General features: G+C 35.9%; 12 protein-coding genes and 1 pseudogene. 5 read left to right on the top strand and 8 right to left on the bottom strand.

The features are described from left to right. Nucleotides 1–133 precede the first annotated feature (133 nt). Entirely contained in the window at nucleotides 134–883 is a 750-nt protein-coding gene (locus RB618_RS05980; RefSeq protein WP_308067923.1) for a hypothetical protein, read from the top strand. Between the two features lie 75 nt (nucleotides 884–958). Further along, nucleotides 959–2,563 carry a fumarate hydratase gene (locus tag RB618_RS05975; protein WP_308067922.1) on the top strand — a complete coding sequence of 535 codons (1,605 nt, stop codon included), beginning with the start codon at nucleotides 959–961 and terminating at the stop codon, nucleotides 2,561–2,563. 124 nt (nucleotides 2,564–2,687) lie between these two features. Here the strand turns inward: RB618_RS05975 and RB618_RS05970 are convergent, their stop codons facing one another. Together RB618_RS05970 and dinB are read right to left on the bottom strand one after the other, a co-directional pair. Beyond that, entirely contained in the window at nucleotides 2,688–3,188 is a 501-nt protein-coding gene (locus tag RB618_RS05970; RefSeq protein WP_308067921.1) for a PAS domain-containing protein, read from the bottom strand. Between the two features lie 104 nt (nucleotides 3,189–3,292). Continuing rightward, nucleotides 3,293–4,375 carry a DNA polymerase IV gene (gene dinB / locus RB618_RS05965; protein WP_308067920.1) on the bottom strand — a complete coding sequence of 361 codons (1,083 nt, stop codon included), beginning with the start codon at nucleotides 4,373–4,375 and terminating at the stop codon, nucleotides 3,293–3,295. A 140-nt stretch (nucleotides 4,376–4,515) separates the two neighbouring features. On the opposite strand from dinB, the gene RB618_RS05960 reads away from it, so the two are divergent. After that, entirely contained in the window at nucleotides 4,516–5,250 is a 735-nt protein-coding gene (locus RB618_RS05960) for a metallophosphoesterase family protein (protein ID WP_308067919.1), read from the top strand. 49 nt (nucleotides 5,251–5,299) lie between these two features. Continuing rightward, on the top strand, nucleotides 5,300–5,827 hold the full coding sequence (locus RB618_RS05955; protein WP_308067918.1) for a DUF6646 family protein: 528 nt from the start codon (nucleotides 5,300–5,302) through the stop codon (nucleotides 5,825–5,827). Between the two features lie 123 nt (nucleotides 5,828–5,950). On the opposite strand, the gene RB618_RS05950 is transcribed toward RB618_RS05955, so the two are convergent. The 6 genes from RB618_RS05950 to RB618_RS05925 all read right to left on the bottom strand — a co-directional run bounded on the left by RB618_RS05950 (nucleotide 5,951) and on the right by RB618_RS05925 (nucleotide 12,730). Beyond that, complete coding sequence (locus RB618_RS05950; RefSeq protein WP_308067917.1) at nucleotides 5,951–6,607, bottom strand: 3-oxoacid CoA-transferase subunit B; 657 nt, start codon at nucleotides 6,605–6,607, stop codon at nucleotides 5,951–5,953. A 101-nt stretch (nucleotides 6,608–6,708) separates the two neighbouring features. Beyond that, nucleotides 6,709–7,590 carry a class A beta-lactamase, subclass A2 gene (gene bla, locus RB618_RS05945; protein ID WP_308067916.1) on the bottom strand — a complete coding sequence of 294 codons (882 nt, stop codon included), beginning with the start codon at nucleotides 7,588–7,590 and terminating at the stop codon, nucleotides 6,709–6,711. A gap of 92 nt (nucleotides 7,591–7,682) precedes the next feature. Continuing rightward, the gene (locus RB618_RS05940) at nucleotides 7,683–8,384 is read right to left on the bottom strand and encodes a CoA transferase subunit A (protein ID WP_308067915.1); all 702 of its coding nucleotides are present in this window, start codon (nucleotides 8,382–8,384) and stop codon (nucleotides 7,683–7,685) included. Between the two features lie 165 nt (nucleotides 8,385–8,549). Beyond that, complete coding sequence (locus tag RB618_RS05935; protein WP_308067914.1) at nucleotides 8,550–10,856, bottom strand: transglycosylase domain-containing protein; 2,307 nt, start codon at nucleotides 10,854–10,856, stop codon at nucleotides 8,550–8,552. A gap of 10 nt (nucleotides 10,857–10,866) precedes the next feature. Next, the gene (locus RB618_RS05930) at nucleotides 10,867–11,346 is read right to left on the bottom strand and encodes a gliding motility lipoprotein GldH (protein ID WP_111377678.1); all 480 of its coding nucleotides are present in this window, start codon (nucleotides 11,344–11,346) and stop codon (nucleotides 10,867–10,869) included. Beyond that, nucleotides 11,330–12,730, bottom strand: coding sequence for a regulatory iron-sulfur-containing complex subunit RicT (locus RB618_RS05925; RefSeq protein ID WP_308067913.1), 1,401 nt, complete (start codon nucleotides 12,728–12,730; stop codon nucleotides 11,330–11,332). Before RB618_RS05925 ends, RB618_RS05930 begins: the two co-directional genes overlap by 17 nt. A gap of 389 nt (nucleotides 12,731–13,119) precedes the next feature. Here RB618_RS05925 and RB618_RS05920 point away from each other — a divergent pair. Beyond that, a pseudogene (locus RB618_RS05920) lies at nucleotides 13,120–16,722 on the top strand (hypothetical protein); the annotation flags it as partial.

Genomic DNA, 16,722 nt, shown 5'->3' with positions numbered 1-16,722 from the left:
AAAAGAAGCCATGAATGTAATTATACAAATTATTCATGTGCTTCTTTTTGATTTTTTCTTCAAAAAATTCCGATAATTTTATATTTTAGAGGTTTCTCTAGAAATAAAAAAACAATTAAAATATCCCCAAAAAATGAAAAGCCACATTCTTTTTTTCTCTCTACTTATTTTTATCGGATGCCAAAAAACAAAACCTACAGATGCTGCACCACCAACAACAGCAGAAATCATTGAACCTCAAGAGACCCTAGAAGTTTCAGCTGATGACAAAATTATTAAAACAGACACTGTGGCCATTTTTACTGGCGAAACAGAATCTTCTACAGATTTTATCCTAGCACATTTGGTAGATCAGCAAGCTGATAAAGACAGTATTGTTACTGCAAAATACCGCTTAGACTTTTATCAGAATAAAACCAAAACCGCATCTTCTAAAGTTGCGATAAAAAGTGTTCAAAAAGGTTCTGAGTGGACAGCCTCTTATGGTTTAACATCTGAAACTTCTAAAAATTCTCCGTTTATACAGATCACATTTGGATATCCTGCTTGCGGTTATTCGCATGACAACTACTTGTTTTATCTAAAAAATAACGGATTACAATTGGTTCACCAATGGAGCTCTATGTCTGACAGCGGCTGGGGAAGCTGGGTTGAAATAATAAACCCTTCTACCGATTCTGACCCAAAATCCTTTTATTGCAAAACTGTTGCATTTGTACCTGCAGACGAAGACGAGAACCTTGACATGGGAATCCTTTCTCACTCAGACTCAATATCTTTTGAACTTAAAGACAAAAAATGGAAAAAGATGTTATTGTCAGCCAGAGACAAACCGTACTTTGAAAAAAAGATGACGTTTGATCAATTTAATGCTTCAGAATAAAAACATCTGCAGAAGAGTTCTAATTCAAATTCTTTCTTAGGTAAATAATTTCTAAATTTGTAAAAAAACAAAACAATGATCGATTTTATATACCAAGATCCTTATCCGATCTTAAAGGATGATACGCAGTACCGCAAAATCACTTCTGATTTTGTGAAAGTAGAACAATTTGGAGAACGTGAAGTTTTAACCGTTGACCCAAAAGGTTTAGAATTATTAGCTGAAGAAGCTTTGACAGATGTTTCGTTTATGTTGAGAACGACTCACTTGCAAAAACTAAGAAAAATTCTTGACGATCCAGAAGCAACAGACAACGATCGTTTTGTAGCTTACAATTTGCTTCAAAATGCTTCTGTAGCTGCCGAAGGCCAATTACCAAGCTGTCAAGATACGGGAACTGCTATCGTAATGGCTAAAAAAGGCGAAAGCATTTTTACGGGTGTTGATGATGCAGAATGGTTAAGCCGCGGTATTTTTAATACTTATCAAAAAAGAAACTTACGTTATTCGCAGATTGTTCCGATTTCGATGTTTGAAGAGAAAAACTCAGGATCAAATCTTCCGGCGCAAATTGATATTTATGCTAAAAAAGGAACTTCTTACGACTTTTTGTTTATGGCAAAAGGAGGAGGATCTGCAAACAAAACATATTTATATCAGCAAACTAAATCTTTGTTGAATGAAAAATCGCTTGACGAATTCATTCGCACAAAAATCAAAGATTTAGGAACTTCTGCTTGTCCTCCATACCACTTAGCATTAGTAATTGGTGGAACTTCTGCTGAAGCCAACTTAAGCGCTGTTAAAAAAGCTTCTGCTGGATATTATGATCACTTGCCTACTTCAGGAAACATGGCTGGTCAAGCTTTCCGTGATCACGAATGGGAAGAAAGAGTTCAGAAAATCTGCCAAGAAAGTGCCATTGGAGCACAATTTGGAGGAAAATATTTCACACATGACGTTCGTGTAATCCGTTTGCCTCGTCACGCGGCTTCTTGTCCGGTTGGATTAGGGGTTTCTTGTTCTGCAGACAGAAACATTAAAGGAAAAATTACGAAAGATGGAATCTTCGTTGAGCAATTAGAAGTAAACCCAAAACAGTTTTTACCAGAAACGGCTCCACATTTGGAGGCTCCAGTAGAAATTGATTTAGATCAGCCAATGGCAGATATTCTAGCAAAATTGTCTCAATATCCAGTTAAAACTCGTTTAAAACTTAACGGAACTGTAATTGTAGCTCGAGATATTGCGCACGCAAAAATCAAAGAATTGTTAGACGCTGGAAAACCAATGCCTGACTATTTCAAAAATCACCCAGTGTATTACGCTGGTCCAGCAAAAACTCCAGACGGAATGGCTTCTGGAAGTTTCGGACCAACAACTGCTGGACGTATGGACGTTTATGTAGATGAATTCCAGAAAAATGGCGGAAGTATGATTATGCTGGCAAAAGGAAACCGTACTAAACAAGTTACTGATGCCTGCAACAAATACGGCGGATTCTATTTAGGTTCTATTGGAGGGCCTGCTGCGATTCTAGCTCAAGATAATATCTTAAAAGTGGAAGTGGTTGACTTTGAAGAATTAGGAATGGAAGCTGTACGTAAAATCACGGTTAAAGATTTCCCTGCTTTTATTATCACTGATGATAAAGGAAATGACTTCTTTGCTAACTTATAAAAGTGTTTTGCCACAAAGGCACTAAGACACAAAGTTTTTTATAATAAAAGCCACCAATAGGTGGCTTTCTTTTTCCCTTCTTTAAAAAAAATCTTCGCGTCTTAGTGCCTTTGTTGCAAAATAACTACGAGCTTAAATCCTGTTTTTCAAAGGCTATAAAATGTGATATTTCGCCTTTCAAGTTATAAACTGGCAAAGCATCAATTTTGCACTTATACGTTTGGCCGTTTTTTCTATAATTTTCGAGGGTTTTGGCAAAAGGAATTTGCTTTTTTACCGCTTCTCTAATTTCCTTTAAATCTTTTTGCGAAGTTGCTGGGCCTTGAAACATCTTTGGCGTTTTTCCTAAGATTTCTTCTTCCTTATAGCCCGTCATTTTTTTTATTCCGCTTGACGCGAAAACTATTTTCAAATCTAAGTCGGTTATTAAAACCACTTCATTTTTGATTCTTTCCTGAATGTTAAGCTCATTTTCGTCCCAGATAAATTCATTAGAGATTTGGCTTACCCTTTTTAAATCAGTATTTAATGCTTTTAGCTCGTTCAGATATTCGTAGTGAAAATCCCAAGAAAGAATTGGAACTGAATTTCGCTGTAGCGGATCATCGGAATTTCTATTTTTCATACAAAATCAATTCAGAAGACAGATAAAATCTTTTTACTCAAAGATAGCAGAAAAATCTTGTTATTCATATCTAAAACCTTTTTTTGAACTTTTCAAAATTGTTATTAAAAAGTAAACTTTAACTGCACTACAACTGCTTTTTTCACCTCGTTATTCAAATTGCTCAACGAAATTCCGAGCAATCGCACAGAATCTTTCATCTTTTCCTGATATAATAATTCCTCAACGTTTTCCATGATCAAACTCTTATCAGAAATAAAATAAGGCAGAGTTTTGCTTCTTGTCTGTTGCGAAAAATCGCTGTATTTGATTTTGAGCGTAATGGTTTTTCCCGAAATATTATGTCTTTGCAGGCGTTTTTCTAACGAAGTTGCAATACGCTCCAACTGTTGCATCATAAAAATCTCAGAAGACAAATTCACATCAAAAGTATGTTCTGCCGCTACTGATTTAGTGATTCGAGAAGATTTCACTTCGCTATTATGAATCCCGCGAACAACATGATAATAAAAGGTTCCAGATTTTCCGAAGTGCTTCTCTAAAAACTCTAGAGATTTGCTTTTCAAATCGGTTCCAGTAAAAATTCCGAGCTGATACATTTTTTCTGTCGTGACTTTCCCAACTCCATAAAACTTACGAATAGGCAGATCTTCCAGAAAAGCTTCTACTTCATCTGGATTTACTGTTTTTTGTCCGTTTGGCTTATTATAATCGCTGGCAATTTTGGCAACAAATTTATTGATTGAAATGCCGGCAGAAGCAGTAAGCCCCACTTCATTAAAAATCCTTTGTCTAATTTCCTGAGCCAAAAGACTAGCGCTTGGATTTCCTTTTTTGTTTTTGGTAACATCCAAATAAGCTTCGTCAAGCGAAAGTGGCTCGACTAAATCAGTGTAATCATGAAAGATCTTATGGATTTTGGATGAAATCTCTTTGTATCGATCAAATCTTGGTCTAACAAATATAATTTCAGGACAGTACTTTTTGGCCAAAACCCCACTAAGAGCGCTTCGCACGCCAAACTTTCTAGCTTCGTAACTTGCTGCCGAAACCACGCCTCGATTCTCAGAACCACCAACAGCAACAGGTTTTCCTCTTAATTCTGGATTGTCCATCTGCTCTACCGATGCATAAAAAGCATCCATATCGATGTGAATGATTTTGCGATATGTTGGTGTGTCAGACATTTTGCAAATTTACTGAGGAAAAACAATAAAAAAGTACTGTAAACAGTTATAAATCATATCAATTTTTAAAGAATCTGAATTCGATGAGTTCAAACCAATTATTCTTTCTATTTTTGTTCTTCTACTCGAAAAATTAAATAATGCGAACATTTGTTATAGGTGACATTCATGGCGGATTACTTGCACTTGAACAAGTACTCGAGAGAGCCAAAGTTACTACAGAAGATACTCTAATTTTTTTGGGCGATTATGTTGACGGCTGGAGTCAGTCTGTTGAAGTAATTGACTATTTGATTGATTTAAAAAGCAAACAAAACTGCATCTGCATAAGAGGAAATCACGACCAGCTTGCTTTAGAGTGGCTAGAAAACAGACACGATGATCTAGACGAAGAAACATGGTTTAAACATGGCGGAAAAGCGACTGTTGAAGGTTATGCCAAGATTTCGGAAGAGAAAAAGAAAGTTCATATCGAATTCCTAGAAAGTCTTCAGGATTATTATCTTGATGAGCAGAATCGTTTGTTTGTACACGCTGGATTCACTAATTTAAATGGCATAAAATGGGAATATTTTTCAAAGCTATTTTACTGGGACAGAACGCTTTGGGAAACAGCTCTTTCATTAGACCCAAAATTAAAGGAAGACGACTTACACTATCCTAAAAGATTTACCGTTTATAAGGAAGTTTATATTGGCCATACTCCAGTTACCCGAATCGGCGAAACGGTTCCTGTAAATAGAGCTTGTGTATGGAATGTAGATACAGGCGCTGCATTTAGAGGTCCGCTTACTATTCTAGACATCGATACCAAGGAATACTGGCAAAGCGAGCCATTAAACGAACTCTATTTTAACGAAAAAGGTAGGAATTAATTTATTTAAAAATTACATTTGCTGCCACAATAATTAATATTAAATTTTTATGAAAAAGGTTATTACACTTTTGTTTTTAGTGACATTCGGATTTGTTAATGCTCAAGAAGCTTTCAAAGGAAAGGGAGATATTAAAGTAAACGTAGGAGCTAATTTACAAGATGGTGGTTCTGGAATTCAAGGTTCTGTTGATTTTGGTTTAGGAGAAAATTTCTCTTTTGGTTTTGTGGCTAACTACATCCTAGGATTTGATAATTTTAATGGTTTCTACCACGGTAGTTCTGATGCTTACTATGATGCTGAGCCAGATTTCTCAGATCGTTTTGATGCAAAAGCAAGAATCAATGCTAACTTATCTAGTGTGATTGGTGTAAAAGAATTAGACGTTTACCCTGGATTAAGCTTAGGTTTACATAATTTTGGAGGTCATGTTGGAGGTCGTTACTTCTTTACTGACGGATTTGGTGTTTTCACAGAAATCGGATTCCCAATCGCAAAATACGGTTCAAATAATGATCCTTTCTATCATTTAAATAATCAAGCGACTTTTAGTTTAGGAGCTTCATTTAATTTATAATATTTTTTTTGCCGCAAAGGCACAAAGACTCAAAGATTTTTTAAGTAAAAATAAAAACCGCCCTTTTGGACGGTTTTTTTATTTAATAAACTTTGAGTCTTTGTACCTTTGCGGCAATTCCCTCTAAATTGACATCTCAGGAATTTCTCCTTCAATGATCAAATCAGCTTCAGTTGAAGCAACGATGTGCTCAACTGAGATACCTGGCGCTCGTTCTAAGAGCTTAAAACCTTTTTCTGTTACTTCGAGAACTGCAAGCTCGGTTACAACCTTTTTAACGCATCCTACGCCTGTTAATGGCAAAGTGCATCTTTTTAAGATTTTTGGCTCTCCTGCTTTGTTTACGTGCATCATGGCAACGATGATATTTTCAGCAGAAGCTACCAAATCCATTGCGCCTCCCATTCCTTTTACCATTTTGCCAGGAATTTTCCAGTTGGCAATGTCTCCGTTTTCAGAAACTTCCATTGCTCCTAGAATTGTCAAATCTACTTTTTGGCTGCGAATCATTCCGAAACTAAAAGCCGAATCAAAGAAACTTGCTCCTGGAAGCGTCGTAATAGTTTGTTTTCCTGCATTAATAACATCGGCATCTTCTTCTCCTTCAAAAGGAAAAGGCCCCATTCCAAGAACTCCATTTTCACTTTGGAACTCTACTGCTATATCTTCCCTAACATAATTCGCTACCAAAGTTGGAATTCCAATTCCAAGATTCACGAAATAACGGTCTTTTACCTCTTTTGCAATTCGCTTTGCTATATCTTCTTTACTAAGTGCCATAATTTTTTAATGTGTCTTTTTAATGTGCCAATTAGTCAATTTGATAATTAGAAAATGCTTAACACAATCTAAATTAATTATCTAATTGACATATTGTCTAATTATCTAATAAAATAATCCCAAACTGCTTTTGTTACGTCCGCTATTATTTTTTCTGTGTCCTCTTTTTTCTCTGTAATATCTTTCAAATAAACAGAAAGAATAAAATGTTTTCCATTTGGAAGTTTTACAATTCCAACATCATTCATTGCAACTCTCAGATTATTATCATTTGTTCCCGAAATTCCAGTTCTGTGTGCTAGTTCAGTGTTTTCAGGAAGTCCAGCTTTCATCCAAGTAAGACCTCTTGAAGTTTCAACCATTATTTGATATAAATACTTTGTTGTTTCTTCTTTTAAAACCTCACCTTTAAAAAACTTCTCCAGCAATTCTGTTGTTGCCATTGGGGTTGTGGTATTGACATAAAGATTTTTCCACGTCTTCATTTGGTCTTCGTTCATTTTAATAACGAAATCCTTGATACCCTGATCACTTATAAACTTTTGAATGTACTTTGTACCTCCGACTAAATCGATCAAAATGTCACATCCGTTATTGTCACTATGCGAAACCGTGTAGCGAAGTATTTTATCTAAAGTCAAATTTACATTTCCCTCTGGATAATCTACTTTCATCGGACTCCATGTATCTTCCTTCAAATCTTTCTTTTTCACAAAGATTTCCTGAGCAAGATTAAGTTTTCCTTCATCAACTTTATGCAGAACCGCCAAAGCAATATGAAATTTAAATACACTCATCATCGGCATTTTTAAATGTCCGTTAATGCTTAAAGTATCCTTATCTTCAATACTTTTAATAGAAACACCTAAAGTTGCACTTTTACTCGAAATAATTTGTTGCAATTGATCTCGAAGTTCATTCGTGCCTTGAGAAAAAACCTGAAACGATAAAAACGAAAAAAGAGCTATACTAAATTTAGTCATATTTTTTAATTTGCCAATTAGTCAATTTGATAATAAGATAATTCCATACACAATCCTGAATTAATTATCTAATTGCCACATTTTCTCATTTTCTAATTTCTAGCTCTTACAGTACGTTGTTCAATTCGTTTCTCAAATTTTTCTCCTTGAAAAATACGTTGCACCATAATTCCCGGAATATGAATCTGATTTGGATCTAAAGTCCCAACTGGAACCAGTTCTTCAACTTCTGCAATTGTTATTTTTCCTGCACCCGCCATACAAGCATTGAAGTTTCTGGCTGTTCCCTTGAAAATCAGATTTCCCGCTTCATCACCTTTCCAAGCTTTCACAATGGCAAAGTCGGCTTTGAAAGCTTCTTCCATGATGTGCATTTTTCCGTTGAACTCTCTTGCTTCTTTTCCTTCCGCCACTTCAGTTCCATAACCTGCTGGTGTAAAGAATGCTGGAATTCCTGCTTGAGCCGCACGACAGCGTTCTGCAAGAGTTCCTTGTGGTGTCAATTCAACTTCCAATTCTCCTGAAAGCATCTGACGTTCGAATTCTGCATTTTCTCCCACATACGAAGAAATCATTTTTTTGATCTGTTTTTTCTGCAACAATAATCCTAAACCAAAATCATCTACACCTGCATTATTAGAAATACAGGTTAAATCTGAAATTGATGTGTTTACCAACGCTGCAATTGTATTTTCAGGAATGCCGCATAATCCGAAACCGCCAAACATGATGGTCATACCGTTTTCAATTCCTTCAATAGCTTCCTGAACACTATTTACTTTTTTTGTTATCATAACAAACTATCTTTATTGCTGAATATTTTTGATAAAAATAAGATTTTTAGATTAAATTATAACGATTTCGTAAAAATAAAACCAAAAGAAAAATCCCTTTACAAATCTTTCAAAAGACTAGTAAAGGGATTGACATATAATTAGATAAGCATTATTGCAACAATGTTACAATTCAAACTCGTCAGTATTTTGTTCAGTTTGCGTAGTGTCTTTCACGACAGCTGGTCTTTGATAGCAATCTACTTTAATAGAAAGGTTCGCTGGGCGTTCAAATTCAGATTTTGAAATCTGAAGATCTTTATCGGCGTAGCACTTTTTCATATAATAACCCCAAACTGGTAAAGCTGCCGTAGCTCCTTGTCCGTAAGTCAAACTTTTGAAACGTGCTGAACGATCCTCACATCCAACCCAAACTCCAGTCACTAAATTCGGAACCATTCCCATAAACCAACCATCAGACTGGTTTTGCGTTGTTCCAGTTTTACCTGCAATTGGATTTGTAAACATGTATGGATATCCTGTCCAACGGTTATCTCCACTTCCACCGCCTTGCGTACGTAAACGCACACCAGAACCACTTTCTGTAACCCCTTGAAGCAATTTGATTACTGCAAAAGCAATATCTTTATTTAAAACGTCATGAGACTCTGGAATCGGCTCATAAATAACCTCACCGCTTTTATTCTCAATTCTGCTTAAAAACTGTGGTTTTACATAAACTCCTTGGTTTGCAAATGTGCTATACGCCGCAACCATGTCTTCAACCGTAATATCTACAGCTCCTAGTGCGATAGATGGCTGTACCGGAATTTCTGTTTTAACTCCTAATTTCTTCGTCAATTCTACAACTGCTTCAGGGCTTGTTCTGTCAATTAATTTAGCCGAAACTGTATTAATAGAACCAGCCAAAGCTTGTTTTAAAGTTACCATACCACGGTAAGTATGGTTTGAGTTTCTTGGCTCCCAATCTTCTGTTACGTGGTGACGCCCTTTATGAATCATAAACGGTCCGTCCAAAATAGAATCACAAGGAGACATATTCAATTCTTCGATTGCTGTTGCATAAACGAAAGGTTTGAAAGTAGAACCTACTTGTCTTGCTCCCTGTCCTACGTGATCGTATTGGAAATATTTATAGTTGATTCCTCCAACCCAAGCTTTAATTGCTCCTGTTTGAGGCTCCATCGACATTAAACCAGATTGTAAAAAGTGCTTGTAGTAACGAATAGAATCCAGCGGAGTCATTACAGTATCTCTTTCTCCTTTCCAAGTAAAGACACGCATTTTTGTTTTTACTTTAAATGAAGCAATAATATCATCTTCACTTTTATCCATTTCTTTCATCTGAGCCCAGCGAACAGAATTCTTCATCGCCTGCATCATGATTCTATCTGTCTCAGCTTGTGTAATGTTTACAAAAGGAGCATTTTTATTGTTTTTTTGATCAATATAAAACTGTTGTTGAAGATTTTGCATGTGTGCTGCAACAGCCTCTTCAGCATAAGTTTGCATTCTAGAATCTATCGTAGTATAGATTTTAAGACCGTCCTTGTAAATATCGTAGTCAGAGCCATCAGGTTTTTTATTTTCTGCAACCCATTTCTTCATGTAATCACGAAGATACTCTCTAAAATATGTTGCAATACCTTCACGGTGGCTTTCTAGCTTAAATTTCAAAGTAATTGGCAAAGCTTGAAGTCTTTCTTTCTCCGCTTCTGAAATCATTTTTGCTTTTGCCATTTGAGATAAAACCACATTACGACGATTCTTTACTCCTTCTGGATTTCTAACTGGATTGTATAAACCTGAGTTTTTGAACATTCCAACCAAAATAGCCGATTCATCAATTGTCAAGTCTTTTGGATCTTTAGAAAAATAAGTCTGAGCCGCAGAACTTACTCCAACAGAATAATTTCCGAAGTCATAAACGTTGCAGTACATCGCTAAGATTTCATTCTTAGTATATTGCCTTTCTAAACGAATGGCGATAATCCATTCTTTAATTTTTTGAACAATTCTAAATGGTAAAAACTTAGATCCTTCACCGTGAAACAATTGTTTTGCAAGCTGTTGTGTTAATGTACTTGCACCACCATTTGTTCCTAAACTAAAAACGGCTCTTAAAGTTCCTCGTCCGTCAATTCCTGAATGCTCGTAGAAACGCGCATCTTCAGTAGCAACAAGTGCTTCTACCAAATTTTTTGGCAAATCTGAATATTTAAGCTGAGATCTATTGGTTTTGAAATATTTACCCAATACTACTCCGTCAGAAGAAATAATTTCTGTAGCAAGGTTAGAATCTGGATTTTCTAAATCTTCAAATGAAGGCATAGATCCGAATAAACCCCATGAAGCAAATAAGAAGAAAGCTAAAACTCCTAATAAAGAGTAAGCAAATACTCTCCAGAATTTCTTCTTGTAATAATTAATATCCTTAGTTTTATTTGATGGATTGTTTTTTTTAGCAGCCATAACTATTTTTCTAATCTTTTTGTTCTATTCTAAAACCAACGTCTGTAATTCCTTGCAAAGCTTCAACCCCAGGAATTTTACCTGACTGTCTAACAGCTTGTTTGATGTGAACTTTGTATTTTCCTGTAAATTTTACATCTTCTTTATAAAAGAGCTTACTTTCTTTTATATCAGAAAATCCGTTTCCTAATAAAGTCCCGTCGGGTGCTGCCATTTGATATTCTAACGTATCTACTTTTGTGAAACCGCTTGGAGTTTCTAAAGCCACAATCAAAAACAAATTATTAAACGGATAATTGTTGTTATCTCGTATGTTTACAAAGGCATTGTATTTTTTTGTAGAATCTAAAACCGGCAGATCAAAGCTTATAATACTGTCTTTATGCCACGCACTTCCAACAGATTTATACTCATCAAATACTCTTTTTTTATCACAAGAAAAAAGAAGTATTGCTGCCAAGAGAAGAATTCCGCTATTTTTTATTCTCATTTTTAGTATTCGTTATTGGTTTTCTAGGTTCAGCAGGTTTATTTTCATTTGAATTTTGCTTATTCGGATTATTTTTATTCGAATTATGCTTTTTCTTATGATTTGGCTTGTTTGGATTGTTTGGTTTAGTTCCAGAATTACCATTATTCGCATTTCCAGCGTTGTTTGGATTATTATTCCCTGCTGGTTTAGCGCTGTTTACATTTTTCTCTTGTTGTGGTTTTACTGGAGTCGCAACACCTGCCGCTTCTGCATTTTGTTTACGTTTGCGATTTGGTTTTTTCTTTCTTTTTGGCTGGTCAAAACGAGTCAAGCTCTCTTGTCCCATTGCGTTATTGAAATCTTTTTCTGGCTCTGCAACTACCTCAACAGCAAAATCTTCTAAAGAAGAAACTTTATTCTTTTGCTTATTTTCAGCAATGATTTCCTTTACCTGATCGATTTTTAAAACGTGCCAATTTGCAAAATTATTTGTATACGCAAACCACATTAATCCTTTAAAAATATCTTGTTTTTGACAGACAGCATCGCCTTTTTCCGTAATCAATTTTGTATCGTAATCAGGAAAATCTTTTAGTGCGTCCATGTAAGTGTCTAACTCATAGTTTAGACAGCATTTTAATTTACCGCATTGTCCCGCTAATTTCTGCGGATTCAATGATAACTGCTGATAACGAGCTGCAGAGGTATTTACACTTCTGAAATCTGTAAGCCAAGTCGAACAGCAAAGCTCACGTCCGCAAGAACCAACTCCACCCAAACGAGCCGCTTCCTGACGGAAACCAACTTGTTTCATTTCTACTCTGGTGCTGAACTCTTTCGCAAAATCTTTAATCAGCATTCTAAAATCGACACGATCATTTGCTGTGTAGTAAAAAGTCGCTTTAGATCCATCTCCTTGAAATTCGATATCCGAAATTTTCATTTCCAATTTGTGCTGAATCGCCAATTCACGCGCACGAACCTTCATTGGTTCTTCACGATCACGGGCAACAGACCAAATATCGATATCTTTTTGAGATGCTTTTCTGTAAATTTTTGGAACATCGTTACTTTCGTAATTCACTCCCTTTTTCTTCATTTGAATCTTTACTAATTCTCCTGTAAGAGTCACAATTCCAATATCATGTCCTGGCGAAGCAACAGTTGCTACAATATCACCAATACTTAAAGTTAATTTCTCTGAATTTCTAAAAAATTCCTTGCGTCCGTTTTTAAAACGAACCTCAACACAATCAAAAATCGCCTCTCCATTAGACGGACTCATGTTAGAAAGCCAGTCAAAAACCGTCAATTTATTGCAGCTATCGGTGCCGCAAGTCCCATTATTTTTACAACCTTTTGGTGCGCCACCGTCTGAGGTTGAACAACTTGTACATGCCATAATTATATATGTAGTGCTGCCAAAATGCAGCTTAAGTTCATAAACGTTTGATCGGTAAAGATAGTATTTTTTTATTTTCTATTTAATCGATTATTACACACAGACAATTGGATAATATAACCAATGCAATAAACCATTTACTGGTTTAAAAAAAACTTGGCTTATTCTAATACTTTTATGACTTTATATGTAGGTTAATAACTACAAAAAAGTTTGATATTTGTGACTTTATCTTTTTCTTAACCAAGAAAAAAATTACCTCTCCACTAACAAATTTCTCCGCTTACCCTTTTCGAATTACTTGAAATAAAACATCTATATGTCAACGCATAAGTTGATCTCATGTTTTGCAATTAATAATATTCCTAATCTCTATAATAATTTTCATTATGCATAAAATTACTATAAACAATCTGACAGGCTATAAACTTGTATTTTTTTTATGGACGTTTTTATTGTCTTTTCAGGCAAAGGCACAATTTCCTTTTTTTGAAAGCTTTAAAAACTCAACTGCTCCTAGCACACAATTTGGCGGTTCCCCAACCGCCTTTTTAACTGCAGGAGCAGGTTTAAAAGACAATTATAATGATGCTGAAGGTGAAGGATACCTAAGGTTAACCAATTATAAAGAAGACCAAAAAGGCTTTGTCTGGTGGGATCAACTTGCTTTTCCATCTGGCAATGGAATGACCATTTCATTTGAATATTACAGTTTTGGAGGAAATTATCCTGGAACACGTGCTGCTGATGGAATCGCTTTCGTTTTGTTTGATGCTACAGCGAGTCCCATAACCCCAGGTGCCTACGGTTCTGGATTAGGTTATGCGCAAAATACAAGCTCTAATCCTAAACAAAACGGATTTTCGAAAGGATATTTAGGAATTGGATTAGATGAATCTGGTAATTTTTCTACTACTTCTGACGGTAAAACTGGTGGTGTGAGTTTAGAATACGATAGAATTACTTTAAGAGGTGCTGGAACAGGGCTTACCGGTTATCCTTATTTAACCTCAATCCAAACTACCTCACTTCCAGGCGGTTTTTTTGTTAAAGGTAACATAAGAGATGTAACTGTTTCTAGCGACTTGAACGGGTTTAGAAAGGCCGAAATAGTTTTAACACCACGTCCTACTGGAGGCTTTTTTATTAACGTATACATAACGCACAACAAAATTAAGACTTTAGTAATTAATAACTATGCTTATACAACACCTCCTCCTCCTTCATTGAAAATGGCAATTACGTCTTCAACTGGAGCGTTAACAAGTTACCATGAGATCCGTAATTTACAAATTACTACCGATTTAACGACACTACTTAATCCAATTGCAAATCCTGATGCTTTTTCAGGACCTGCTGGTCAAATCGCAATTTCCAGCGATATAACTGCGAACGATAATGGCGCCGTAAATAAGTTTGGCACTGTAAATAAGCAAACTATAGATTTAGATCCTTCTATTCCAGGAATTCAAACTACTACAACTATTGCTGAAAAAGGAACATTTACATATGACTCCGTAACAGGAAAAGTTACATTCACACCCGTCGACAATAAGGTAATTACTCCTGTAACCATTTATTATAATTTTAACGATTCCTACGGAAAAACATCCAATACTTCAACAATAACCTATACACCTACTTGTACGACAATTGCAGACAACACGATTACGCTACAGTCACTTCCTTTTTTTTGCAATAATGATTCTGGAAATGGAGTTATGATTATGGGTTCAAATTTAGATGCATCATCCGTAAACTATCTCTGGGAAAGCAGTACAGACAATATAACTTTTAAATCAACGGATGGCATTACCAGAAATTATGCTCCAAATCCTTTTAACGTTACTACTTATTTCAGAAGAAAAGTTACTTCTGGAACATGCACTAGTATCAGTAATGTTGTGTCAATAATTTCAAAAAGTTCAATAGAACAACCCATATTAAACAATGTAATTCAACCAACCTGTACTAATGCCAAAGGATCTTTTACCATTATCAATTATGATCCTCTGTTTACTTATGAAATACTGCCAAACACAGGAGTGGTACAAAACGGAGAAACAATAAATGCTCCGGCAGGAAATTATACTGTTGTAGCTAAAGTAGAAAATTGCATCTCTAGTACTTCATTGCCTATTCAAATTAGCACACAATCTTCATTGCCACCAGTTCCAACTATAAGCACTATAATACAACCAACTTGCTCAAAAGTAATGGGAAGCCTTACCATTACTAATTATAACATTGCGTATACTTATGAAATGAATCCTGCGGCTGGAACTACTATTATTGGAAATCAAGTAACTGCACCAGAAGGAAATTACACTTTAGTTGCAAAATCAGGAACCTGTGTATCTAGCGAAGCAACAATTTCAATAAACGCGCAGCCCGAAACACCTGCCACTCCAATTTTAAGCGCCATAACGCAGCCTACATGCACAAATCAAATAGGACGTTTTACGATTACCAATTATAATCCTGCGTATACGTACGAAATGAGTCCACCAACTGGGACAATAATAGGAAATCAGATAACTGTTTCATCGGGAACATATACTATAGCAGCAAAATCAGGATCTTGCAGATCAATTATTTCAGCATATGCAAAAATTAATAGTCTGCCTATTAAAGATGCTGACGTTGTGACTACAGAGTCTATATGTTCTGGACAGACTTATACATGGCCGGCTAACGGAACTACTTACTCTACATCACAAAATGCATTAAAAATAGTTAATGACGGATGCACGGCAGATCAAGTTCTGAATCTGACTGTAGGTTCTAAACCTGCTGATGTTGTGACAACAGAATCAATCTGTTCAGGAACAATTTTCCATTGGGATGTGACCGGAATGGATTACAGCTCGTCTGGAACATACACCAAAACGAATGACGGGTGTACGGCTAATCAGGTTTTAAAATTGACCATCAAAAATAAGCCAGCTGATATCACAACTAACGAAACAAGGTGTTCTGGTGAAACCTTCCATTGGAATGTTACTGGACTAGACTATAATGCAACTGGAACATATACTAAAAACAATGACGGATGTACGGCGGATCAAATATTGAATTTGACCATAACTCCTAAACCAGCAGATATTATTGAGACAATAACATATTGTGAAGGAGAATTCCATTATAGTCTGCATAAAGATATAAATGACGGATGTACTGCTGATATTGTATATGAATATGTTATGATTCCAAAACCTGCCAATATTGTAACTACAGAATCGATATGTTCTGGACAGACTTATACATGGCCAGCTAACGGAATCACTTATTCTACATCGCAAACAGGTCTAAAAATAACAAATGACGGTTGCACAGCTGATCAAGTATTGAATCTGACCGTAGGTTCTAAACCCGCCGATATTGTAACTTCAGAATCGATATGCTCTGAACAGACCTTCAAATGGCCTGCTAATGGAATCACTTATTCTACATCGCAAACAGGTTTAAAAATAACAAATGACGGATGCACGGCTGATCAAGTTCTGAATCTAACTGTAACTCCTAAGCCTGCCGATATTGTAACTACAGAATCGATATGTTCTGGACAGACCTTCACATGGCCTGCTAATGGAATCACTTACTCTACATCACAAAATGCATTAAAAATAGTTAATGACGGATGTACGGCAGATCAAGTTCTGAATCTGACTGTAGGTTCTAAACCTGCCGATATTGTAACTACAGAATCGATATGTTCTGGACAGACCTTCACATGGCCAGCAAACGGAATCACTTATTCTACATCACAAACAGGTCTAAAAATAACAAATGACGGATGCACGGCAGATCAAGTATTGAATCTGACCGTAGGTTCTAAACCCGCCGATATCGTAACTGCAGAATCGATATGTTCTGGACAGACTTATACATGGCCTGCTAATGGAATCATCTATTCTACATCGCAAACAGGTCTAAAAATAACAAATGACGAATGCACGGCAGATCAAGTATTGAATCTGACTGTAGATTTC

It is taken from the genome of Flavobacterium sp. LHD-85, from assembly GCF_030929595.1.
Taxonomy (GTDB): domain Bacteria; phylum Bacteroidota; class Bacteroidia; order Flavobacteriales; family Flavobacteriaceae; genus Flavobacterium.
This window is presented reverse-complemented; position numbering and strand designations above follow the sequence as displayed.

Bases quoted from the DNA above. Each gene is read 5' to 3' on its own strand.
- RB618_RS05955 (WP_308067918.1), top strand. From the start codon at position 5,300: ATGAAAAAGGTTATTACACTTTTGTTTTTAGTGACATTCGGATTTGTT.
- RB618_RS05960 (WP_308067919.1), top strand. From the start codon at position 4,516: ATGCGAACATTTGTTATAGGTGACATTCATGGCGGATTACTTGCACTT.
- dinB (WP_308067920.1), bottom strand. From the start codon at position 4,375: ATGTCTGACACACCAACATATCGCAAAATCATTCACATCGATATGGAT.
- RB618_RS05980 (WP_308067923.1), top strand. From the start codon at position 134: ATGAAAAGCCACATTCTTTTTTTCTCTCTACTTATTTTTATCGGATGC.
- RB618_RS05950 (WP_308067917.1), bottom strand. From the start codon at position 6,607: ATGGCACTTAGTAAAGAAGATATAGCAAAGCGAATTGCAAAAGAGGTA.
- RB618_RS05925 (WP_308067913.1), bottom strand. From the start codon at position 12,730: ATGGCATGTACAAGTTGTTCAACCTCAGACGGTGGCGCACCAAAAGGT.
- RB618_RS05930 (WP_111377678.1), bottom strand. From the start codon at position 11,346: ATGAGAATAAAAAATAGCGGAATTCTTCTCTTGGCAGCAATACTTCTT.
- RB618_RS05940 (WP_308067915.1), bottom strand. From the start codon at position 8,384: ATGATAACAAAAAAAGTAAATAGTGTTCAGGAAGCTATTGAAGGAATT.
- RB618_RS05935 (WP_308067914.1), bottom strand. From the start codon at position 10,856: ATGGCTGCTAAAAAAAACAATCCATCAAATAAAACTAAGGATATTAAT.
- bla (WP_308067916.1), bottom strand. From the start codon at position 7,590: ATGACTAAATTTAGTATAGCTCTTTTTTCGTTTTTATCGTTTCAGGTT.
- RB618_RS05975 (WP_308067922.1), top strand. From the start codon at position 959: ATGATCGATTTTATATACCAAGATCCTTATCCGATCTTAAAGGATGAT.
- RB618_RS05970 (WP_308067921.1), bottom strand. From the start codon at position 3,188: ATGAAAAATAGAAATTCCGATGATCCGCTACAGCGAAATTCAGTTCCA.